The organism is Salinigranum halophilum (genome assembly GCF_007004735.1).
Classification (GTDB): Archaea; Halobacteriota; Halobacteria; order Halobacteriales; family Haloferacaceae; genus Salinigranum; species Salinigranum halophilum.
The window spans coordinates 155,671-177,366 of the sequence record NZ_SSNL01000004.1 but is presented as its reverse complement, the minus strand read 5'-3'; the positions used below and the strand labels follow the sequence as shown (position 1 = coordinate 177,366).

Genomic DNA, 21,696 nt, shown 5'->3' with positions numbered 1-21,696 from the left:
GGTCTGCGTGTTGTCCACGCTCCTTACGGCCCGTTCGGCTGCCGCCGAGTTCTCGGACCCCGCTTGCGCGTTGCCCGGTACTTGGCCTTGTCCCGCTGTCGGAACGGATTCGGACCGGTTCGGTTGTGTGTGTTCCCCGGTCCTCTCGGCCAGTTCGACTGCCGTCGAGTTCGCGGGCCCCGTTCTCACGTGACCCGGTACTTGGCCTTCCGCCGTTCGCTGAACGGGTGCGGACTGGTTGTGGGTTCCCCAGTCCTTACGGCCAGTTCGACTGCCGTCGAGTTCGCTCGGCCCGCTTTCGCGTTCCTCGCTACTTGGCCTTTACACCGTTCGTGGGACGGTTCTGGGCTGCTTCGGTTCTCCGTCGGCGCGTTGACCTCGATTCCCTGTTACGGGACGCTTGGTGGTTGCACCGACACCGTATCCGTCTCGCGACGGGTCCGGTCGTCCGGTAAGCCCTTGCCGCTTCTCGCGGACCTACGGGTACGGTACCAACCCACATAATCTTTTCGTTCGAGTAACAGGTTGCCGCGACGTGCCGGACGTCCCCGAATTCGGGGTCGGTGGAGGTGACCGTGCTCGCTGACGCTGCGCGCGACTGACCGAGTTCACGTGCTCTCTGTCTGCAGTGTCGACTCCGCGCGTGCGTTCGTCGTCAGAAGGTGCGAGGGGAGGGATTTGAACCCACGGACTCCTACGAGAGCGGATCTTGAGTCCGCCGCCTTTTCCAGACTCGGCCACCCTCGCGCAGTACGTCGCTACCGCTCCGTGCGGGTTTAAATCACCGGTTTCGTCGCGTCGTCGCGGGGCGTGGTCGTGGCCCACCGACAGCTTCAGGCCGCGGTCGGCTGTAGTAGCGGTCGGATGGACGACCACACACGCGACCCGAGCGTCGCGCCGCCGCTCGGCGACCCGACGGGGTGGCACCGCGACCGTCGGCAGTGGGAGCACGCGACGCTCCGGCGCGCCACCGAACACGGCGTGCGCCTGTTCAACGCCGGCGAGTACCACGCCGCTCACGACTGTTTCGAAGACGAGTGGTACAACTACGGCGCGGGGACGACAGAGAGCGCGTTCCTCCACGGAATGGTCCAGGTCGCCGCCGGCGTCTACAAACACGTCGACTTCGACGACGACGGCGGCATGCGGTCGCTCTTCCGGACGGCGCTTCAGTATCTCCGCGGCACGCCGGGAGACTTCTACGGTGTCGACGTCGTCGACGTCCGGCAGACGCTCGAATCGGCGCTGTCAGACCCGACGGCGCTCGACGGGTGGCGGATCACGCTCGACGACCAGCGCCCCGAGGCGTACCCCGCCGACTTCGACTACGTCGAGCACCTCGAACACGACCACTGACGCGACGTGGGGAGGGGGTGAGAGTGCCCGAACGGTCGGTATCTTCGAAATAACGTTATTCTCGCGTATGAGATGCTCTGTAAGGTTACAGTATCTGGAAAGTTTATATATCTAGACGGTAATTGGTAGGTAGTTCAGACACGCAGCATCGCGGTGACCCCGGCGGGTGGGCGCTCCACTGCGAGCCGTGCTCCGTTCGGATACAATCATGACCGCAGAGACTCTCACAGACGCCCTCGATGCCATGGACGAGACCGGGACGAACACGACCGTCGTCACCGCTCCCCAACCCGAGAACGGGACGGAGTCCGTCGTCGCCGTCCTCCCCGACGACGTCGAACCCGAGTTGGCCCGCGACACGTTGTTCGAACTGTTGAAGAACCAGCGTCGCCGGGACGCCCTCCAGTATCTGAAGGACAACGACGGCTGGGCGACGTTGTCGGACATGGCAGAACACATCGCCGCGAAGGAGAACGACCTGCCGCTTGAGGGCATCAACTCGAAGCAGCGCAAGCGGGTCTACATCGGCCTCTACCAGTGTCACCTCCCCAAGATGGCCGACGCCGGCGTCGTCGACTACGACAAGAATCGGGGGACCATCGAACTCCGTGACCTCGCCGCACAGCTCTACCCATACCTCGAGGTGGACTCGGCCGCCGACGCCGCCAGCAGCGCCGGCACCGGGGATGGAACGGCGGAGGCGGCTGAGCGTCGGTCTTCGGCGGCACTCGCTGGCATCGGCGTGGCTGCGCTCGCCGGTGTCGCCGGCGTCCCCGGGTTCGCGTTGCTGTCGCCCACCCTCTGGGCGGTGGTCTGTGCCGTTTCGATGCTGGTCGTCGCGGCCCTCCCTCTCGTTCGCGACTGACGTCGCTCTCCGCGCCGTCTTCCCTCTCGTTCACGCCGCCGATTCCGAACCGATTTGAGTCCCGAACGCCCATCCTGTGACGATGCGAATTTACGAACTCGGGGAGGGAACCCCCGAGGTAGCCGTGGTCGGTGCCATCCACGGCGACGAACCCTGCGGGCCGGTGGCTATCGAGCGGCTCGTCGCCGAATCCCCGGCGGTGCGCCGCCCGGTGAAGCTCGTCGTCGCCAACGAGGAGGCGCTCGACGCGGGCGTGCGGTACCTCGACGAGGACCTCAACCGGGCGTTCCCGGGCGACCCCGACGCAGACTCACACGAGCGACGCCTCGCTGCGCACCTCTCACGGGAGCTCCGCGGCTGTACGACCCTCTCGCTTCACTCGACGCAGTCGTTCGCCGAACCGTTCGCCCTCGTCGACCGCGTCGACGCCGTCACACACGCCGTCTGTCCACACCTGCCGATCGACGTCGTCGTCGAGACCGACCGGTTCACCGACGGACGGCTCATCGAGCACGCCCACACCGTCGAGGTCGAGTGTGGCCTGCAGGGTAGCGACGAGGCGGCCGAGAACGCCTACGACCTCGTCCGCGCGTTCCTCGACGCCACGGACGTCCTCGACGCGGACGACGAGCGCCTCCCGACGGCGTCGCGGGCGACCACGCACGAGGCCGACACGGTGACCGTCTACCGGCTCCTCGACCCGATTCCGAAGGCTCCCGAGGGCGACCACGAAGTGTTCGCCACGAACTTCGAACCCGTCGAAGTGGGCGATCCGTTCGCCGCCACCGACGGCACGCCGCTGGTGGCGGACCGACACTTCTACCCGGTGTTGCTCTCGGCGTACGGCTACGAGGACATCTTCGGGTACGTCGCCGAGCACGTCGGCACCCTCTCCTGACGCGTCTGGACGGTCCGGCAGTCGGGCGGAACGGCCCCCGTCACTCCACCGGCGGCTCGATTTCGACGAGCGTGAGGGCGCGGTCGAGGAGACAGAAGTCGTGTGGTGGGTCTCCGTGGACCGTCTTGATGCGGTATTCGGTGTCGAACTCCGCGCCGTCGGGGACGCAGTAGGGGTGGCTTGGACACTCGGTGTGGGGACAGGGCCCCGGCAGTTGCGCCTTGCTCCCGGCGTACGCGCCCTTCGAGGCGACGTTCACCGTGATTGCGGCCGGTTCGACCTCGACGGCGCGGACGCCGACGTCGTGGACGGCACAGTCGAGCGTCTGGGCGTTCTCGCGGACGTCGGTGACCTGGTACCGGGTCCCCTCGGAGAGATTGAGACACTGCTGCCGATAGGGGCAGCCCTCACACGCGGTCGACTCCCCCTCGTAGACGAACTCCTGGCCCTCCGTCGCGAGTCGGGAACCGACGAGTGTGACCTGTGACATGTCCCCGTCTTCGCCACGCCGCCGGTTAAGTGTCGCGCCGAGGGCTCACAGGCGCGTGACGGCGGGTGTACTCGTCGACCCGGTCACGGTGGCTAACGGACACGACACCACGGGACGTGGGGCGACCGACACCGACCGCGCCGTGTCACTCGTCCGGGCCCGTGCCCTCTCCCCCGACCAGTTCGTCGAGGCGGTCGAGGTAGTCCGCACGCGGGACCTGATAGAAGCCCCGATAGTCGACCTCGCCCGACACGAACCGGGCGGCGAGGTCGGCCGCGCCGGCGACGGCCGCCGCGCGCGAGTCGTACCGCTCGACCGTCCCTTCGACCTCGGGTTCGAGAAAGAGCGACACGTGCCAGGTGTCGGTGGGAATCTGCGATGCGCCCGGTCGCCGTTTCCGTGAACCGTTCGTGACGTAGATGGTCGGCAGACACGGCGCGGGGAAGTCCTTCGTGTTGAACACGTCCGGCCGGTACGTGAGGACGCTCCGCCCCTCGGATTCGTCCGCCCAGACCTGCCACCCCTCCGGGAGGGCGTCGTAGCTCATACTCGACGTGAGGCCGTCCCGGGTCAAGAGCGCGGCGGTCCCCGCCCGCCTCGACGCGGGCGAGTCAGCGCTGTGCGTCGAAAAAATGATTTTGGATTCACATTTTAGGAGAAGGCTTATTTGTATCGGAACCTCACCACTCAAGTAGTCTCGGATACCGGGCCGAGTCGCCGCCCCCGTGCACTGTCAGCTGGCTACGTCGTTCTGAGAGAACCGCCGAGGACCTGTGTCGCCGCGCGGAACGGGTGGTATGAATACGCATGCCACGAACGAACCACAACCCCCACAGACGGCCGCGCTCGACGTTTGCCGCGCACAGCTACCGTCCCTCGTTCTCGGCGCACGACGCCCAGAGACTCCGATTATCGAACAATGAGCAGTGAACTCGAAACACTAGCAGACCTGAGCAAGCATTATCAAGACTCCGTGCCCGCGGACCTCCGCGAGGCGAAGAGCTTCGACTGGTACCTCTCGGAGGTGTACGACGACCCGAAGGTCGCCCGCAACGCCCACCAGCGCGTCGCGGACATGTTCGACCACTACGGGACCACCTACGACGAGACCGCCGGTATCGTGGAGTATCTCATGGCCTCCGAAGACCCGTTACACGACGGCGAGAACGTCTTCTACGGGAGAGAGGTCCACGAGTCCATCCACGAGTTCGTCAACAAGGTGAAGTCGGGCGCTCGCGGGCTCGGCCCCGAGAAACGCATCAAACTCCTCTTGGGCCCCGTCGGCTCCGGGAAGTCCCACTTCGACTGGATGGTCCGACGCTACTTCGAGGACTACACGATGCGCGACGAGGGGCGGATGTACACCTTCCGGTGGACCAACCTCGGCGACGTCATCCGCGACCAAGACCCCGCCGACGACACCGTCACCTCGCCGATGCACCAAGACCCCATCGTGCTCCTCCCCCAGGAGCAGCGCGACATCGTCCTCGAACGGCTGAACGGCGACCTCGACGCGCCGTACACCATCCGTAACGAGCAGTCGCTCGACCCCGCCAGCGAGTTCTACATGGACAAACTGCTGGCGCACTACGACGACGACCTCCAGTCGGTGATGGAGAACCACATCGAGGTCATCCGTCTCGTCGCCAGCGAGAACAAGCGCCAGTGCATCGAGACGTTCGAGCCGAAGGACAAGAAGAACCAGGACGAGACCGAACTCACCGGGGACGTCAACTACTCGAAACTCGCCGTCTACGGCGAGTCGGACCCCCGCGCGTTCGACTACTCCGGCGCGTTCTGTAACGCCAACCGGGGGCTGTTCTCGGGCGAGGAGTTACTGAAGCTCCAGCGCGAGTTCCTCTACGACTTCCTGCACGCGTCGCAAGAACAGACGATCAAGCCGAAGAACAACCCACGCATCGACATCGACCAGGTCATCGTCGGTCGGACGAACATGCCCGAGTACCGCGAGAAGAAGGGCGACGAGAAGATGGAGGCGTTCAACGACCGGACGAAGCGCATCGACTTCCCGTACGTCCTCGAGTACGAGGAGGAGGCCGACATCTACCGGAAGATGCTCCGGAACGCCGACGTCCCCGACATGCACATCGAACCGCACGCCATGGAGATGGCGGGGCTGTTCGGCGTCCTCACGCGCATCACGGAACCCGACGGCGGCAACGTGACCCTCGTCCAGAAGGCCAAGGCCTACAACGGCGAGGTCGACGACGGCGACGACCTCGACGTGAAGAAGTTGCGAGAGGAAGGCGAGGCGAAGGCCGACATCGCCGAGGGGATGGACGGCGTCTCGGCGCGCTTCATTGGCGACGAGATCGCCGAGGCCATCATGGACTCGACCCACCGGGGTCGGGACTACCTCTCGCCGCTCACGGTGTTCAACCACTTCGAGCGCAACCTCGAGTCGCACGGCTCCATCCTCGAAGAGAACATCGAGCGCTACCACCGCTACCTCGAGATGGTGCGCGAGGAGTACAAAGAGCGCGCTATCGAGGACGTCCGCCACGCGCTGGCGTACGACCTCGACGAGATCCAGCGGCAGGGCGAGAAGTACATGGACCACGTCATGGCGTACATCGACGACGCGACTGTCGAGGACGAACTCACCGGCAGGGAGCAAGAGCCCGACGAGAAGTTCCTCCGGTCGGTGGAGGAGAAGCTCTCCATCCCCGAGGACCGCAAGGACGACTTCCGCCAGGAGGTCTCCAACTGGGTCTCCCGTCGTGCCCGCGAGGGGACGTCGTTCAACCCCCAGGACAACGACCGGCTCCGCCGCGCCTTAGAGCGCAAGCTGTGGGAGGACAAGAAGCACAACATCAACTTCTCGGCGCTGGTGAGCGCGAACGAACTGGACGACGACGAACGCAACGCGTGGGTCGACGCCTTGGTCGACCAGGGCTACTCGCGCGAGGGCGCGCGGGAAGTCCTCGAGTTCGCCGGTGCCGAGGTGGCCAAGAGCGAACTCGAGAAGGAGTGACCTGACCAGAATGCGACAGAACACGCCGACCGACCGGCCGGATTTCATCCGCGCCGCAGACGAGGAGCTCCGAGGGACGTACGAGGAGCCGATGAGCCTCGGGACGTACCTCGACCGGGCGTTCGAGCACCCCTCCATCGCCTCGCACGCCTCGAAGTACCTCCTGGAGGCCATCGAAGCGATGGGGACGCGCACCGTGGTCGAGGAGGGCGAAGAGCGCGAGCGCTATCGCTTCTTCGACGACCCAGCCAACCAGGGCGAACACGCCGTCTTGGGGAACACCGAAATCCTCAACGACTTCGTCGACGACCTGCGGACCATCGCCGCGGACCGTGGTAAAGCCGAGAAGCTCATCTGGTTCGACGGGCCGACGGCGACCGGGAAGTCAGAACTCAAGCGGTGTCTCGTCAACGGCCTCCGCGAGTACTCGAAGACCGACGCCGGGAGACGGTACACCGTCGAGTGGAACATCGCGAACGTCTCCGACACCCGGGGACTCTCCTACGGCGACGAGGTGGACCACGAGGAGGACTGGTACGAGTCGCCAGTGCAGTCGCATCCGCTCACCGTCTTCCCGCTGGAGGTGCGCCGCGACGTGGTGCAGGCGCTCAACGACGCCTCGGGCGACCACATCCCGCTCTCTCTGGACGAGGAACTCGACCCGTTCTGCCGGGAGGCGTACACCCACCTCGAAGAGCAGTACCGTCGTGCGGGCAAACAGAACCTCTTCAGCGAGGTGACCGACGAACGGCACCTGCGCGTGAAGAACTACGTCGTCGACGTGGGGCGGGGAATCGGTATCCTCCACTCCGAGGACGACGGGAGCCCAAAGGAGCGACTCGTCGGGTCGTGGATGCCCGGCATGTTACGCGAACTCGACTCACGGGGCCGGAAGAATCCGCAGGCGTTCTCCTACGACGGCGTGCTCTCGCAGGGCAACAGCCTGTTGACCATCGTCGAGGACGCCGCTCAGCACGCAGACCTGCTCCAGAAACTGCTGAACGTGCCCGACGAGGGCCACGTCAAGCTGGACAAGGGCATCGGGATGGACATCGACACGCAACTGGTCATCATCTCGAACCCGGACCTCGACGCCGAACTCGACAAGTACGCCGATCGCAACGGGCGCGACCCGCTGAAGGCGCTCAAACGGCGGCTGAACAAACACGAGTTCCGCTATCTGACGAACTACTCGCTCGAGGCCGAACTCATCCGCCGAGAGCTGACGAACGAGACGACGGTGTGGGACAGCGAATCCGAAGAAGAGGTCGCCGACCGGATCCGCGAGGGCCTCGTCATCGAGGTGCGCGACAGTGCCGGCGACCTCACCGACCGCGAACTCGCCCCACACGCGGTCGAAGCCGCCGCCATGTACTCGGTGGTGTCCCGACTCGACGCCGAGGACCTCTCGGCCGGGCTCGACCTCGTCGACAAGGCGCTCCTGTACGACCAGGGTTACCTCCAGCAGGGCGACGAGCGAGTCGACGCCGACGCGTTCGACTTCGTCGGGACCGGCGACGGCACCCACGGAATCCCGGTCACCTACACGCGCGACATCATCGCCGACCTGCTCCACGAGGACACGGGGAGACGACACGAGTCCCTCCCGGTCGAGCGCGTCATCACGTCGATGGACGTCCTCGACGCGATGGCGAGTGGCCTGGCCGACGCGCCGGTCTTCTCGCGCGCGGAGACCACGGAGTACGAGTCGCGGCTGGCCACGGTCAAAGACCACGTCTACACGCGCCAGGAGACCGACGTCCTCGACGCGCTCCTCGCCGACAAGGGTGTCGAGGCCGAGACCGTCGAGGAGTACATCGAACACGTGTACGCGTGGGCGAGCGACGACAAACTCGAGACCGAACACGGGCCCGTCGACCCGGACCCGCTCTTGATGCGGCTGTTCGAGACCGAACACCTCGGCCGGTTCCGCGAGGGCGACTACGAGGGGAACGAGCCCTCCGAAGACGTCGTCGACTTCCGCCGCGAGAAGGTCATCAGCGCGTTGAACCGCTACGCGTGGGAGAACCGCGACGAGGACTTCTCCATCACGGACGTGGACTTCTCGGATATCCCCGTCATCCGCGCCGTGTTGGACACCCACGACTGGGAGGACGTCCGCCGGCTGTTCCCCGACCTCGACCCGAACCAGTGGGCCGACCCGCCGGCGAACACGGACACAGAGGAGATCAAAGCACGGACCATCGAGCACATGACCGACAACGGATACACGGCCGCGTCCGCCGAACTGGTGAGCCGCGACGTGATGCGAGAGGTGAGCTACCAATGGGACTGAGAGACGACGTCGAACGGTTCCGCGAAGTGGGCGAAGAGCGCCGCGAGGACCTCAAGGAGTTCATCACGTACGGTGACCTGGGTGGGAGCGGCCCGAACAGTATCAAGATTCCCATCAAGGTGGTCGACCTCCCGTCGTTCGAGTACGACCAGCTCGACAAGGGGGGCGTCGGCCAGGGCCAGGGCGGCACGCCCGACGTGGGCCAGCCGGTCGGTCAGCCGCAGCCGCAGCCGGGCGACGGCGACGAGGACGGCGAACCCGGCGAGGAGGGCGGTGAGCACGAGTACTACGAGATGGACCCCGAAGAGTTCGCCGAGGAACTCGACGAGGAACTCGGCCTCGACCTCGAGCCCAAGGGGAAACAGGTCGTCGAGGAGATCGAAGGCGACTTCACCGACATCACGCGGTCGGGGCCCAACTCCACGCTCGACTTCGAGAAGCTGTTCAAGGAGGGCCTGAAGCGGAAGCTCTCGATGGACTTCGACGAGGACTACGTCAGAGAGGCGTGCAAGGTCGCGGGGACGGACGCCCGGGACGTCTTCCGGTGGTGCCGCGAACAGCACATTCTCGTCGGCCTCCCGTGGGTCGAAGAGGCGTTCGCCGAGGTGGCGGACGAACGCGGCGCGTGGGCCTCCTTCGAGGAGATGGCGGAGAACGTCGAACGGACGACGGCCATCCAGCGAATCCGTCGCGACGGGCTCAAGGAAGTGCCCTTCCGGCGCGAGGACGAGCGCTACCGCCACCCCGAGATCATCGAGAAGAAGGAGAAGAACGTCGTGGTGGTGAACATCCGCGACGTCTCCGGGTCGATGCGCGAGAAGAAACGCGAACTGGTCGAGCGCACGTTCACACCGCTGGACTGGTATCTCACCGGGAAGTACGACAACGCGGAGTTCGTCTACATCGCCCACGACGCGGAGGCGTGGCGAGTCGAACGCGAGGAGTTCTTCGGCATCCGCTCGGGCGGTGGAACGAAGATATCCAGCGCGTACGAACTCGCGAAGGTCGTCTTGGAGGAGGAGTACCCCTGGAGCGAGTGGAACCGCTACGTGTTCGCCGCGGGCGACTCCGAGAACTCGTCGAACGACACGACGGAGAACGTCATCCCGCTGATGGAGGAGATTCCGGCGAACCTCCACGCGTACGTCGAGACCCAGCCGGGCGGCACCGCGATCAACGCGACTCACGCCGAGGAGGTCGACCGCGCGCTCGGCGACACCGGCAACGTCGTCGTCACCTACGTCTCCTCCCCGGCGGACGTGGTCGACGCCATCTACGAGATCCTCAGCACGGAGGACGGACAATGAGTAACTCAGACAGAGTCGACAAGCAACGCGAGGCACAGTCGTTGGAGGAGCCCGTCCACGAGGCGGGGAACCTCGCCCGGAAGCTCGGGCTTGACCCGTACCCGGTGAACTACTGGATCGTCGACTACGACGAGATGAACGAGCTCATCGCCTACGGCGGCTTCCAGCGCCGCTACCCCCACTGGCGGTGGGGAATGACGTACGACCGCCAGCGCAAGCAGGGCCAGTTCGGGATGGGCAAGGCGTTCGAAATCGTCAACAACGACAACCCCTCCCACGCCTTCTTACAGCTCTCGAACAGCCTCACGGACCAGAAGGCGGTCATCACCCACGTCGAGGCGCACGCGGACTTCTTCGCCAACAACGAGTGGTTCGGGCTGTTCTTGGGCGAGGGCGACGACCCCGACGCCGCGGCGATGCTCGAACGCCACGCGGACGCCATCGCGGCGTACATGAACGACCCCGACATCGACCGTGAGGAGGTCGAGACGTTCATCGACGCCGTGCTCACCTTAGAGGACACCATCGACCAGCACCGCGCGTTCGAGGAGGCGGGGGAGGGTCGAACCCGCACGCAACCGGAGGACCTCCGCACGCGCCTCGACGAGATGAACATCTCCGAGGAGGTCCGTCGACAGGTGTTCGACGAGGAGTGGCTCGACACCCTCGCCGAGGCCGAAGAGCGCGCCGCGAAGCTCACCGACCCACGGAAGGACGTGGCGGCGTATCTCCGCGAGCACGGGATGCAGTACGACGAGGAGGCGGGTCGCGCGGTCGAGATGGAGCCGTGGCAGAAGGACGTCCTCGACATGCTCCGGACGGAGGCGTACTACTTCGCCGCCCAGAAGATGACGAAGGTGATGAACGAGGGGTGGGCCGCCTACTGGGAGTCGCTCATGATGGGTGACGAACGGTTCGCCGGCACGGACGAGTTCGTCACGTACGCCGACCACCAGTCGCGGGTGCTCGGTTCGCCGGGGTTGAACCCGTACAAGCTCGGCAAGGAGCTGTGGGAGTACGTCGAGAACACCACCAACCGGCGGGAGGTCGCCGACAAACTCCTCCGCGTCCGCGGCATCACCTGGCGCAACTTCCGCGACGTCGTCGACTTCGACGAGGTCCAAGAGCATCTCCAGCCGCATCCCGTCATCGACGCCGTCACGACCGAGACGCTCGAGTCGTTGCACGAACTCGCCGCCGACGACGACCCGCGCGTCGACAGCGAGGCGCTGGCGGCCGCGCTCGCCGGCGATGTCGACGTCGAGGCGTACCCGTGGAAGGTGCTCACGTACGAGGGGCTCGCCGAACGCCACTTCTCGCTCGTGAAGCCACAGAACCGGGGCTTCCTCTCGCGGGTCCGCCGGTCGGAGCTCGAACAGCTTTCGAGGTACATGTTCGACGACGAGAAGTACGACACGGTCGCGGAGGCGCTCGACGACGTCGACTACGGCGCTGGCTGGGCGCGGATGCGCGAGGTGCGCGAGAGCCACAACGACGTGACGTTCCTCGACGAGTTCCTCACTCAGGAGTTCGTCACGGACAACCACTACTTCACCTACGAGTACACCCAGACGAGCGGCGACTTCCGCGTCACCTCCGACCAGTACGAGGACGTCAAGAAGAAGCTCCTCCTGCAGTTCACCAACTTCGGGAAGCCGACCATCGCGGTGTACGACGGGAACTTCGACAACCGGGGCGAGCTCCTCTTGGGTCACCAGTACAACGGCATCATGCTCGACCTCCCGCAGGCGAAGGCCGTGCTCGAACGGGTGTACCACCTGTGGGGTCGACCGGTCAACCTGATGACCATCGTCAAGGAGTACGACGACCACGACGTGGAGGTGGCTCGCCGGCGCAACCGCGAGCCCACCCCGGTCGAACGCGGGAAGCGCATCCGCTACGACGGTGACGGGTTCGAGACGTACGACCTCGACCCCGACCTCGAGGCGCGCATCCAGGCGACGGACGTCGACTACGACACCAAGCCGGAGGAGTGGCTCGCCTGAGTTCGACCCGCGTCGGTGAGGCGTTTCGGCCCCGGTTTCGTTCTCAGCTGTGGTAACATTCGACGGCCGGTACCGCCGGACGCTATCGTGTTCGAGAATTACCGACATAGTTTCATATACCGCCGCTGGCGACGGACAGATGGATGAATCCGGGTCCCGCCCAGACACACCGTGATTCCTCGCTTGCGGAGACGGATATCCACGACGTCCTCCGGAACGACCGGCGGCGACTGGTCCTCGAGCGCCTCGCCGAGACGGAGGAACGTCAGGCGGTGAGCGACCTCGCAGAGCACATCGCGGCGGTGGAATCCGGCGAGCAACCGCCCCCACGCAACGTCCGGCAGAGCGTCTACGTCTCCCTCCACCAGACGCATCTCCCGAAACTCGACGACCTCGGCATCGTGACGTACGACGCGAACGCGAAGACCGTCGAACGGGCCGAACACGCCGACGACGTCGCCGTCTACATGGAGGTGGTCCCGAAGAACGCGCTCTCGTGGGCGTCGTACTACTTCACGGTGAGCCTCCTCGGACTGCTCGTCCTCGTCGCTCACAGTATCGGGGTGCCCGGTCTCTCGACCGTCGACGCCACGCTGCTCGGCGGAACGGTCTTCGCCGTGCTTTGTCTCTCCGCCGTGTACCACCACCTCACACAGCGCGACGCCGCGCTCTGGTTTCGCGACTGAGTCGGGACGGCGGCGACCAGGTTCAAGTCACCCCACTCCTTAGCCGAGCCATGACGACTGCCCTCGTCTGGTTCCGGCGCGACCTCAGACTCCACGACAACGAGGCGCTGGCGACTGCCGCGGCCGCGGATTCGCTCCTCCCCGTCTACGTCGTCGACCCGCGCGAGTACGGCGAGCGTCCGTACGGCGGACGTGACTCGTTCCGCTTCGAGAAGACGGGTGCGCATCGCGCGCGCTTTCGCTGTGAGTCGCTCTCGGACCTGCGGGCGTCGCTCCGTGAGCGCGACTCGGAGCTCGTCGTCCGCGAGGGGCTCCCCGAAGACGTCCTGCCGGAACTCGCACGGGCGGTCGGTGCCGACGTGGTCTCGATGCACACGTGGCCGACCCCCGAGGAGCGCGGCGTCGAAGCGGCGGTGAAGGCTCGCCTCCGCGAGGCGGGTGTCGAGATTCGTCGGAAATGGGGCCACACCCTCTACCACATCAACGACCTTCCAACACCGTACACCGACATCTCCGACACCTACACCTCCTTTCGGAAGGCTGTCGAGCGCGACGCGAGCGTCCGCGAGCAGGTGAACACGCCGACGCTTCCGCCGCTCCCCGACGCGGTCGACGCAGTCGACGTGGGGAGCGTCCCGACCCCTGTCGCGTTGCTCGGGGGGGACGTCTCTCCGGCAGACGCCGACGAGCGCAGTGTTCTCCCGTTCGAAGGCGGCGAGTCGGCGGCGCTCGCCCGGGTCGAGTCGTACGTCTGGGACGCGGACCGTCTCCGCGAGTACAAACAGACGCGCAACGGACTGCTGGGCGAGGGCTACTCCTCGAAGTTCTCGCCGTGGCTCAACGAGGGCTGTCTCTCCCCGCGGTACGTCCACGACGAGGTGCGCCGGTACGAGGAGCTCCGGGTCGAGAACGACTCCACGTACTGGCTGCTGTTCGAGCTCATCTGGCGGGACTTCTTCCAGTTCCAGGCGGCCAAACACGGCGCGACCCTGTTCACCCGGCCGGGCATCCGTGGTCGACACGACATCGACTGGCGGACGGACGAGGGGGCGTTCGAACGGTGGGCGGCGGGCGAGACCGGGATTCCGTTCGTCGACGCGAACATGCGCGAACTGAACGAGACGGGGTTCATGTCCAACCGGGGGCGACAGAACGTCGCCTCGTTCCTCGCGAACAACCTCCGACTCGACTGGCGGCGGGGCGCGGCGTACTTCGAGACGCGACTCGTCGACTACGACCCCTGCTCGAACTACGGCAACTGGGCGTACATCGCGGGCGTCGGGAACGACTCCCGAGACCGGTACTTCAACATCGTCAAGCAGGCGCGGAAGTACGACACCGACGCCGAGTACGTCACCCACTGGCTCCCCGAACTCGACCCGCTCCCTCCCGAGTCCGCCCACGAGCCGTGGACGCTCAGTCGCGACGAACAGGCCGAGTACGGGGTCGAACTTGGCGTCGACTATCCCGAGCCGATGGTCGACCTCGAGCAGTCCTACCAGAAGCTCCGCTGACGGCTCACGGTCACGGGTTCGCGGGCGTCTCGTGAGAGCGAGCGAGCCACGCGAGACCCAGGCCGAACGCGGAGAGGAGCGCGAACGCGACCAGCGCGAGCCGCGGAATCGTGAGCAGTCCGCCGAGCATCGGGTGCTGCACCGCCGCACACCCCCCACCGATGCTGCACGACCCGGCCGCGGCCGGCGTCACCTGCAAGAAGACGTGGTACGCCGCGACGGCGGCACCACCGAGAGAGAGCGGGAGCGTCGTCTTCCAGACGGCGAACCGCCGTTCGAGGGTCGCGACACCCCCGACGACGACGAGCGGGTACATCAGGACACGCTGGTACCAGCAGAGCTCGCACGGGACGAGGCCGAGCCCGAGACTGAAGTGGAGGCTGCCGACAGTCGCGACGCCCGCTACGAGCGTGAACAGGACGAGGAGGCCACGGCCGAGGGATGCGCGCGACTCGGTCACGGCTGTCGGCGGCCGAATCGGCGTGGTCGGGTGCGGTCAGCGGTCATACAGGTCCTCCCACGGTTCGCCGGCGACGAGAGTGCTGTGGATGCCGGCGGCCACCGCGAGGACGACGGAGAGACCACCCGCGATGGCGAGGTCGGGGACGGCCGCGGGGAGCACACCGACGGCGGCCAACAGCGTCGCGATGGTGCCGACGGCAGCGATTCCCAGGTAGACGAAGTGCCAGGGAATCGAGGTCGTCTCGCCGGTCGCGAGGTACTCGTCGAGCACCGACGCCTGGGCTGTGAGACTGACCGTCCCGCGGTCGCGGTCGTAGTCGACCACGCCCGCGTCGGCGAGCGCCGGGAGGTGCGTCTGGTGGAGCGAGGTGTACACGCGCTTTCGCTGTTTGTACGTGATCGCCTCGGGCGGCACGTCGTTCTCCCACGCCGCGAGCTGTGTGGAGAGCTCACGGATGTCCGAGCCCGCACGCTCCTCGTTGAGGAACCGCAGGACCCGGCGTCGCCGCTCGTTGCTCAGTACGGAGAAGACGGTGTCCTGTGTCAGCTCGGTGGGCGTCGGGTCGTCGCCGAGTCGGCTGTGGATGGCCATCGTTGGGGGCTACTCCAGGGTACGTCCGCGAGTAGGGAACCCGACCTACTTACAACTACCTGCACCGAGTCGGCGGGCGGCGGGCGATGGGCGGTGGGAGACGGGGACTGAGGGTCGGCCGCGGAGTCGACCCGAACGACACGACGCGGTCGCTCGAGGTGTTTGACTATCTACTGGAAAATTCTGATAGATAAATTGGACCCCTTGTCTGCCCGAAAAAGACTAACTCGTAGATTTTGTTCATAGCGTATGGTCGACTCGCTCGACAAGTGTCTCAGGCTGTTTGAGCAGTTTGACCTGAGTGACGTTCGTGAGAGTCGCCTCGCCACCTACGCTTTAGAAGACTACTATGTCACTGTACTTGCCGAAGTCGGTGGTGAGTACATGGAATTTGACGAAAATCTCCTAGAGAAAAATATCGGGCCACAGTGGAATACCGCGCATCGACGTCTGAAGTCTGCGGGAGTGATTCGAGACATCCCGGACGAGTATAATGACATCATCAACCGACTAAAGGATACCCGCGATTCGGTAGCTCACAGATTTGATCATAGACCGAATGAGAAGCGCCTGACTGATGCCTATGAGATTGCAGAAGATTGGAGAGAGTGGTTCACTGCGAACGCCAGAGAGTATCAGAAGGTCGAAACCGATACTCCTAGTGATCAGGAAGTGGCTGAATGGACGAGAAATGCATTGAACGAAGCGTTTGTCGACCCTATCCAGTATGATTATCCCGATCTACAAGCGAGGCAGCAAGAGGTCAATGAAGATGTCACCGAGAATTTGAAATACATACCCCATCTCCATGTGAGCGACCAATTCACGGTAGAACTGAAGATCCCCGATAGCGAATCTGGATACTCTGATCGTACGCTGGATCGAGACGGACCTTGGTTGGTTAGTTGGAGCGACTATGAGTGGGCCATGAGATTCAAAAATGAAGTAGAGGGACTCTTTGACACAAATGTAAGCAGAGCTGAGGAAGAAATGGCTCTCAAAATGCAGCCGAATGGAATGAGGTGCACTATCCTTGATTTCTACGAAAAGCCGACTGAGATGGTTCAATTGGCTGTAATTGAAGAGGAAGGAAAGGAGGACTATCTATGGTGCGAGTTGGAGAGCCTCTCGAATGAGGACCGACTGAAGCTAGAAGACAAGCAAGTGGATCAAGCGATGGAAGCGATTCTCGGATTCAGAGAGGTGGGAGAATGGTATATCCGACACGTGATTAACTGAGTCTGAGGTCGTTCATCCGAGAAATCTTGTTGGCGTCACACCGACTGGTGTAACCGGGGTTTCTACGGGTCTCAGGATGGGGTTCCAGGGTGCGGTTAGTTGCTTTGCGGGGCTCCGAAATCTTTCGTTGGCAAAATCTGATCATCGCTATTGGTCATTGGAAACCAGTCGGAACCACGCGACAACGGGGCAGTAGGAGTGCTCGGTAGGGGATTTGAACCCCTGTCCTCGGCTCGAAAGGCCAAGATGATTGGCCGGACTACACCAACCGAGCGACACTCGAACGTGACCGCGGGACCGATTTAAGGATTCCGTCTTCCGACCGGTCCGGGTGTGAGACCCACGCGCTACTCCCCGCTGAACTCGGGGTCACGGTCGGAGTCGAACGCCGCGATTCCCTCGGCGGCGTCGGCGGTCCCGAAGACGTGCCCGAACGCCTGGGCTTCGAGTTCGAGCCCCGCGTCCGTGTCGTCACGGCCGCGGTGCATCACACGTTTGGTGTACGCCTGCGCGACCGGCGGGCCCCCAGCCAGGTCCCGAGCGAGTTCGAGCGCCCGGTCGTCGAGCGCTCCGTTCTCGACGACTTCGTTGACGAAGCCGTAGTCGGCCATCGTCTCGGCGTCGTACCGCGCGGCGGTGAGGATGATCTCTTTCGCGCGCCCCTCGCCGACGATGTGGCGGAGACGCTGGGTCCCGCCCCACCCGGGGATGAGCCCCAGATTGTGCTCCGGTTGCCCGAACGTCGAGCGGGCGGTGGCGAGTCGGAGGTCGGCGCAGGTCGCCAACTCCATCCCGCCGCCGAGACAGAACCCGTCGATGGCTGCGACGACGGGGAGCGGTGAGGACTCGAATCGACCGAACACGCGCTGGCCCTCGCGGGCGCGCTCGACCGCCGACCGCGAGTCCAGTTCGGCGGCCATTCGCTGGATGTCCGCCCCGGCCGAGAACGCGCGGTCCCCCGCGCCGGAGAGGAGGATGACGCGCGTCTCGTCGTCGGCCTCCAGGGTGGAGCGGGCGGCGTCGAGGTCTGCCAGCAGGTCGACGTTGACGCTGTTCAGTCGGTGTGGACGGTCGATGGCGAGGTGGCCGACACCGTCGAACCGGTCGACACGAAGCGTGTCGTACGCGGTCTCGCTTTCCGTGCGTTCGCGGAACGCGCCGTCGGTCTCGGCGCGGTCGCGGAGGGTCGCGACGGCGTCGTATCGCGCCGCGCCCGTCTCGTCGTGAAGCGTGTCGAGACGCGCGACCAGCGTCTCGAGCCCCGCACTGTCGGCCAGCGTCGCCGGCCCGTCGGGGAAGCCCGCCCCGAGTTGCATCGCACGGTCGATGGCGTCGGCATCGGCGACATCGGCGGAGACGAGGCCGGCCACCTCGTTGGCCATCACCGCGAGGAGTCGCTCGCGGAGGTCCGCGCGGACCTGGTCCGTCGGAATCTCCGCCCCCCCGTCGTCGTAGTCGTAGAACCCGGCCCCGGACTTCCGTCCGAGGTCGCCCGCGTCGACCTGCTCGCGCAGGAGCGGGCACGGCTCGTACGCCTCGCCGAGTCGGTCGTGCATGTACTCGAGGACGTGCAGGGCGACGTCGATTCCCACCTGGTCTGCGAGCTCGAAGCTCCCCATCGGGAGACCGAGTCCGTACTTCGTCGTCGAGTCGACCTCGGCGAGCGTGCCGTCGCCCGATTCGACGACCCAGGCGGCCTCGTTCAAGAGCGGGACGAGCACCCGGTTGACGATGAACCCCGGGCTGTCCTTGTGGACGCGGACGGGCGTCTTTCCCAGCCGTTCGGCGAGCGCCTCGACCGTCGAGAGCGTCTCCGCTGCGGTGTCGGCTCCCGAGATGACCTCGACCAGTCGCATCCGAACGGGGGGGTTGAAGAAGTGCATCCCGCAGAACCGTGCGGGGCGGTCGGTCTCTCGACTCAACTCCGTGATAGAGAGCGAGGAGGTGTTGGTCACGAACAGCGCGCGGTCGGGCGCGTGCTCCTCGACGGCGGCGTAGACGTCCTTCTTGATCTCCATCTTCTCGGGGACCACCTCAACGACCACGTCGGCGTCGTCGACGGCGGCCGCGAGGTCGACGACGGGGTCGATTCGCTCCAGGGCGGCGTCGGCGTCCGCCGACGTGATTCGGTCCTTCTCGGCGAGTTTCTCGAGGCTCCACTCGATCTGGTCGTACCCGGCCTGCACGAGGTCGTCGTCGATATCGCGCAGGGAGACGTCGAACCCCGCGAGCGCGGCGACCTCGGCGATACCGTGGCCCATGTTCCCCGCACCGAGGACCGCGATAGTGGCGATGTCGTCGACCGAGCGTATCGCGCCCGTTCCCGTGGCCGCGTCGGCTGTGTCCATACGCGCTCGTCGGCAGGTCGTCGGTTCAACCTTTCCCCGTCACGGCCGGCAGCGCGTGGGTCGTCGCTCGCAGGCGTGGCGTCGGCCCCTCAGACGTGCGCGTGTCGGTCGGGTGACTGCTGCTGTTCGACGACGCCCAGCGTCTTCTCGTCCAGTTCGACGAGGTGACAGAGTGGGTTCCCCGGGTAGACGACTGGGTTCTCCAGCACGCCGACGAGCACGCCCGTGAAGGGCGCTTCGACGGTGGTGTTGTCGTCCTTGAACGGGTTGGTGATGGTGCAGATGCGGTCGCCCGCGTGGACGAGCGAGCCCACTTCGTAGTGCATGTCGACGATGCCACCGACGTCGGCGCGAATCCACGTCTTCTCCTGGTTGTCCGTAATAACCGTCCGCCAGCCGGGCCATCGGACGAGGCTCGTGTCACGGAGGCCGTACTCGGCGAACACCGACTCGACGCCCGCGAGCGCGTCGTCGATGAGTCGCCGCTGGAACCGGTGAGCCTCGCCCATCTCGATGGTGATGGTCGGGACGCCCGCGCTCGTCGCCTCGCCTCTGAGAGTGCCCTCCGGTCCCTCGCTGTCGATGATGACGTTCGAGCCGAAAGCGCGGGACAGGCGGGCGACGCGTTTGTTCTTCATGTCGGCGCGGACGTGGAGCATGTTCGTCCGCCCCCGGGTGGAGGTGTGGAAGTCGAGTCCCAGGTCGCAGGGTTCGATGAAGTTCTGGAAGATGCGGTGGGCCATCCGCTTCGCCGAGGTGGAGTCCTCGTGACCGGGGAACGACCGGTTCAGGTCGCGGTCGTAGATGGGGAGATACCGTTCCTGTGCGAGGAAGGCCGGGACGTTCAGCACGGGCATGCAGACGAGCGTGCCCGCCAGGTCCGAGAGGTCCCACTCGAACGCGACCTCACGGACGACCTCGATGCCGTTGAGTTCGTCCCCGTGGGCGGCGGCGGTGAGAAACACCGTCGGTCCCGCCCGCTCGCCGTTGATGATGGTCACCGGAATGCGGACAGGGTCGCCCAGATACGTCTCGGAGATGCCGTAGCGGATGTTCTGGGTCTCTCCGGGGTCGACCCGTCCGCCGTTGTACGTGAACGCCCCGTCGCTGGTCATTGTCCGGTACTATCTCCCCTCGTATTTAAATGGTGAGTCACGAGTGCGACGGTCGCCGCCGCCGACTGTGCCTCTCAATCAGGTGTGTGAGCGCCGTTCGTGCCTGTGACTGCTGACCACGGGGCGAGACCAATCGTCAACACTTTTTCGCCCGGTCCGAAATCCAGTCCTATGACCGAGCAGGACGACGTACGCGTCGGTGTTCTCAGCCTCCACAACAGCAAGGAGACGAAGGCTATCCTCAACGCCGTCGAGGACCTGGGCCACACGCCGGTGTGGCTCCGCCGTGAGAACGCCGCCATCAACATCGAAGGGAGCGAGGTGACCGTCGAACCCGAGGTCGACATCATCGCCAACCGCCTCCTGCTTTCGAACACCGAAGAGCCCGCCGAACTGCTCGGCCTGGCGACCACGTTCAACCGCATCCGGCCGATGCTGAACGAGCCCGACGCCGTCCTGACTGCCATCCACAAGTTCGCCACCGCGGCGACGCTGGCGAACTGGAACATCCAGGTGCCCGACGCCCTGCTCGCGCTCTCGAACGAGCGGCTCAACCAGGGGCGCGCGCGCTTCGGCGACGTCGGCGTCTACAAGACCGCCATCGGGACCCACGGCGGCGGGACGTGGAAGGTCGACCTCACCGACCCCGTGAACCCGAAAGTCGGCAACCGACAGGCGTTCTTGCAGGACCTCATCGACCGCGACGAGACGCGCCACCGCGACCTCCGCGTCTACATCGTCGACGGCGAGATCATCGGGGCGATGTACCGCTACGCCCCCGACGGCGACTGGCGGACGAACGTCGCCCTCGGCGGCGCAGTCGAGGACGCGACCGACGACATGCCCACCGAAGCCCGCGAGACCGCGCTGTACGCCGCAGACGTCATGGGACTCGACTACGTCGGCGTCGACCTCGTCGAGGGAGAAGACGGCTGGTTCGTCCTCGAGGTGAACCCGACGGCCGGGTTCAAAGGGCTCCACGAGGCGACGGGGACGAGCGCCGGGCCGCACATCGCCAAACTCGCTATCGAGACCGCCGGCGGCGAAGTCGACGACGGCCGGGTGAAAGAGCTCGCCTCGACGCTCGACGACTCGACGCCGTCGTGTAAGCCGCGCTCGGCGCTGAGCCAGCTCGAGGACACCCCGCTCATCGGCTACATCGAGGACGTCGTCGTCTCGGGGACCAGCGGCTCCACCCAGACGCTCGCGAAGTCGGACACGGGCGCGACACGGACGAGCATCGACACGTCGCTCGCCGCTGAAATCGGCGCCGGCCCGATCAAGAGCATGACGCGCGTGAAGAGCGGGTCGGTCAAGGGTGGGAAGGCCCGCCCCGTCGTCGACCTCGTCATCGGCATCGGCGGGCGGCAACACACCGTCACTGCGAGCGTCGAGGACCGCTCGCACATGGACTACCCCGTCCTCCTCGGACGCGACATCCTCGAACACTACCGCGTCGACGTCCGCCGCCGCTCCGACAGCGAGGACCGCAACCTCGACGAGGAAGAAGAGGAGTTCCTCGAGTAA

At 65.4% G+C, this 21,696-nt stretch carries 17 protein-coding genes and 2 tRNA genes; 11 read left to right on the top strand and 8 right to left on the bottom strand.

Features of this window, described 5'->3' with window-relative positions; all coding sequences use genetic code 11:
* Nucleotides 1-663 precede the first annotated feature (663 nt).
* Nucleotides 664-747 (bottom strand) — tRNA-Leu (locus E6N53_RS09530).
* Between the two features lie 117 nt (nt 748-864).
* Between E6N53_RS09530 and E6N53_RS09525 the strand changes: the two genes are divergently transcribed.
* The 3 genes from E6N53_RS09525 (at nt 865) to E6N53_RS09515 (ending at nt 3,119) form a co-directional block, all read left to right on the top strand.
* Nucleotides 865-1,356, top strand: coding sequence for a DUF309 domain-containing protein (locus E6N53_RS09525; protein ID WP_136590465.1), 492 nt, complete (start codon nt 865-867; stop codon nt 1,354-1,356).
* 208 nt (nt 1,357-1,564) lie between these two features.
* Nucleotides 1,565-2,221 carry a DUF7344 domain-containing protein gene (locus tag E6N53_RS09520; RefSeq protein WP_142858791.1) on the top strand — a complete coding sequence of 219 codons (657 nt, stop codon included), beginning with the start codon at nt 1,565-1,567 and terminating at the stop codon, nt 2,219-2,221.
* Nucleotides 2,222-2,303: 82 nt separating this feature from the next.
* Nucleotides 2,304-3,119: a M14 family metallopeptidase gene (locus E6N53_RS09515; protein WP_142858788.1), complete on the top strand. Its 816-nt coding sequence runs from the start codon at nt 2,304-2,306 to the stop codon at nt 3,117-3,119.
* Between the two features lie 40 nt (nt 3,120-3,159).
* Here E6N53_RS09515 and E6N53_RS09510 read toward each other — a convergent pair whose 3' ends face one another.
* Both E6N53_RS09510 and E6N53_RS09505 read right to left on the bottom strand, forming a co-directional pair.
* Nucleotides 3,160-3,609, bottom strand: a complete 450-nt coding sequence (locus E6N53_RS09510) for a UPF0179 family protein (RefSeq protein ID WP_136590115.1) — start codon at nt 3,607-3,609, stop codon at nt 3,160-3,162.
* Nucleotides 3,610-3,754: 145 nt separating this feature from the next.
* The gene (locus tag E6N53_RS09505; RefSeq protein ID WP_142858786.1) at nt 3,755-4,156 is read right to left on the bottom strand and encodes a DUF5820 family protein; all 402 of its coding nucleotides are present in this window, start codon (nt 4,154-4,156) and stop codon (nt 3,755-3,757) included.
* A gap of 372 nt (nt 4,157-4,528) precedes the next feature.
* On the opposite strand from E6N53_RS09505, the gene E6N53_RS09500 reads away from it, so the two are divergent.
* The 6 genes from E6N53_RS09500 (at nt 4,529) to E6N53_RS09475 (ending at nt 14,413) form a co-directional block, all read left to right on the top strand.
* The gene (locus tag E6N53_RS09500) at nt 4,529-6,604 is read left to right on the top strand and encodes a PrkA family serine protein kinase (protein ID WP_142858784.1); all 2,076 of its coding nucleotides are present in this window, start codon (nt 4,529-4,531) and stop codon (nt 6,602-6,604) included.
* Nucleotides 6,605-6,614: 10 nt separating this feature from the next.
* Complete coding sequence (locus E6N53_RS09495; RefSeq protein WP_142858782.1) at nt 6,615-8,900, top strand: PrkA family serine protein kinase; 2,286 nt, start codon at nt 6,615-6,617, stop codon at nt 8,898-8,900.
* Nucleotides 8,891-10,207 (top strand): YeaH/YhbH family protein, encoded by a 1,317-nt coding sequence (locus E6N53_RS09490; protein ID WP_142858780.1) that lies wholly within the window; start codon nt 8,891-8,893, stop codon nt 10,205-10,207. The genes E6N53_RS09495 and E6N53_RS09490 overlap by 10 nt, the downstream gene beginning before the upstream one ends.
* Entirely contained in the window at nt 10,204-12,213 is a 2,010-nt protein-coding gene (locus E6N53_RS09485) for a SpoVR family protein (protein ID WP_142858778.1), read from the top strand. The genes E6N53_RS09490 and E6N53_RS09485 overlap by 4 nt, the downstream gene beginning before the upstream one ends.
* Before the next feature lie 143 nt (nt 12,214-12,356).
* The gene (locus E6N53_RS09480; protein WP_142858776.1) at nt 12,357-12,899 is read left to right on the top strand and encodes a DUF7344 domain-containing protein; all 543 of its coding nucleotides are present in this window, start codon (nt 12,357-12,359) and stop codon (nt 12,897-12,899) included.
* A gap of 50 nt (nt 12,900-12,949) precedes the next feature.
* Nucleotides 12,950-14,413 carry a DASH family cryptochrome gene (locus tag E6N53_RS09475; protein ID WP_142858774.1) on the top strand — a complete coding sequence of 488 codons (1,464 nt, stop codon included), beginning with the start codon at nt 12,950-12,952 and terminating at the stop codon, nt 14,411-14,413.
* A gap of 10 nt (nt 14,414-14,423) precedes the next feature.
* On the opposite strand, the gene E6N53_RS09470 is transcribed toward E6N53_RS09475, so the two are convergent.
* Both E6N53_RS09470 and E6N53_RS09465 read right to left on the bottom strand, forming a co-directional pair.
* Nucleotides 14,424-14,873 (bottom strand): disulfide bond formation protein B, encoded by a 450-nt coding sequence (locus tag E6N53_RS09470; RefSeq protein WP_142858771.1) that lies wholly within the window; start codon nt 14,871-14,873, stop codon nt 14,424-14,426.
* A gap of 36 nt (nt 14,874-14,909) precedes the next feature.
* Nucleotides 14,910-15,467, bottom strand: a complete 558-nt coding sequence (locus E6N53_RS09465) for a DUF7344 domain-containing protein (protein WP_142858768.1) — start codon at nt 15,465-15,467, stop codon at nt 14,910-14,912.
* Nucleotides 15,468-15,716: 249 nt separating this feature from the next.
* On the opposite strand from E6N53_RS09465, the gene E6N53_RS09460 reads away from it, so the two are divergent.
* Nucleotides 15,717-16,706, top strand: a complete 990-nt coding sequence (locus tag E6N53_RS09460) for a hypothetical protein (protein ID WP_142858766.1) — start codon at nt 15,717-15,719, stop codon at nt 16,704-16,706.
* Between the two features lie 199 nt (nt 16,707-16,905).
* On the opposite strand, the gene E6N53_RS09455 is transcribed toward E6N53_RS09460, so the two are convergent.
* The 3 genes from E6N53_RS09455 to E6N53_RS09445 form a co-directional block, all read right to left on the bottom strand.
* Nucleotides 16,906-16,980, bottom strand: a tRNA-Glu gene (locus E6N53_RS09455).
* 73 nt (nt 16,981-17,053) lie between these two features.
* Nucleotides 17,054-19,054 (bottom strand): 3-hydroxyacyl-CoA dehydrogenase/enoyl-CoA hydratase family protein, encoded by a 2,001-nt coding sequence (locus E6N53_RS09450; RefSeq protein ID WP_142858764.1) that lies wholly within the window; start codon nt 19,052-19,054, stop codon nt 17,054-17,056.
* Nucleotides 19,055-19,143: 89 nt separating this feature from the next.
* A complete protein-coding gene (locus E6N53_RS09445; protein ID WP_142858762.1) occupies nt 19,144-20,169 on the bottom strand; it encodes a succinylglutamate desuccinylase/aspartoacylase family protein in 1,026 nt (341 codons plus the stop codon).
* Nucleotides 20,170-20,340: 171 nt separating this feature from the next.
* Here E6N53_RS09445 and E6N53_RS09440 point away from each other — a divergent pair, with 171 nt between their 5' ends.
* Nucleotides 20,341-21,696, top strand: coding sequence for a putative ATP-dependent zinc protease (locus tag E6N53_RS09440; RefSeq protein ID WP_136590103.1), 1,356 nt, complete (start codon nt 20,341-20,343; stop codon nt 21,694-21,696).

Bases quoted from the DNA above. Each gene is read 5' to 3' on its own strand.
- E6N53_RS09525 (WP_136590465.1), top strand. From the start codon at position 865: ATGGACGACCACACACGCGACCCGAGCGTCGCGCCGCCGCTCGGCGAC.
- E6N53_RS09520 (WP_142858791.1), top strand. From the start codon at position 1,565: ATGACCGCAGAGACTCTCACAGACGCCCTCGATGCCATGGACGAGACC.
- E6N53_RS09515 (WP_142858788.1), top strand. From the start codon at position 2,304: ATGCGAATTTACGAACTCGGGGAGGGAACCCCCGAGGTAGCCGTGGTC.
- E6N53_RS09510 (WP_136590115.1), bottom strand. From the start codon at position 3,609: ATGTCACAGGTCACACTCGTCGGTTCCCGACTCGCGACGGAGGGCCAG.
- E6N53_RS09505 (WP_142858786.1), bottom strand. From the start codon at position 4,156: ATGAGCTACGACGCCCTCCCGGAGGGGTGGCAGGTCTGGGCGGACGAA.
- E6N53_RS09500 (WP_142858784.1), top strand. From the start codon at position 4,529: ATGAGCAGTGAACTCGAAACACTAGCAGACCTGAGCAAGCATTATCAA.
- E6N53_RS09495 (WP_142858782.1), top strand. From the start codon at position 6,615: ATGCGACAGAACACGCCGACCGACCGGCCGGATTTCATCCGCGCCGCA.
- E6N53_RS09490 (WP_142858780.1), top strand. From the start codon at position 8,891: ATGGGACTGAGAGACGACGTCGAACGGTTCCGCGAAGTGGGCGAAGAG.
- E6N53_RS09485 (WP_142858778.1), top strand. From the start codon at position 10,204: ATGAGTAACTCAGACAGAGTCGACAAGCAACGCGAGGCACAGTCGTTG.
- E6N53_RS09480 (WP_142858776.1), top strand. From the start codon at position 12,357: ATGAATCCGGGTCCCGCCCAGACACACCGTGATTCCTCGCTTGCGGAG.
- E6N53_RS09475 (WP_142858774.1), top strand. From the start codon at position 12,950: ATGACGACTGCCCTCGTCTGGTTCCGGCGCGACCTCAGACTCCACGAC.
- E6N53_RS09465 (WP_142858768.1), bottom strand. From the start codon at position 15,467: ATGGCCATCCACAGCCGACTCGGCGACGACCCGACGCCCACCGAGCTG.
- E6N53_RS09460 (WP_142858766.1), top strand. From the start codon at position 15,717: ATGGTCGACTCGCTCGACAAGTGTCTCAGGCTGTTTGAGCAGTTTGAC.
- E6N53_RS09450 (WP_142858764.1), bottom strand. From the start codon at position 19,054: ATGGACACAGCCGACGCGGCCACGGGAACGGGCGCGATACGCTCGGTC.
- E6N53_RS09445 (WP_142858762.1), bottom strand. From the start codon at position 20,169: ATGACCAGCGACGGGGCGTTCACGTACAACGGCGGACGGGTCGACCCC.
- E6N53_RS09440 (WP_136590103.1), top strand. From the start codon at position 20,341: ATGACCGAGCAGGACGACGTACGCGTCGGTGTTCTCAGCCTCCACAAC.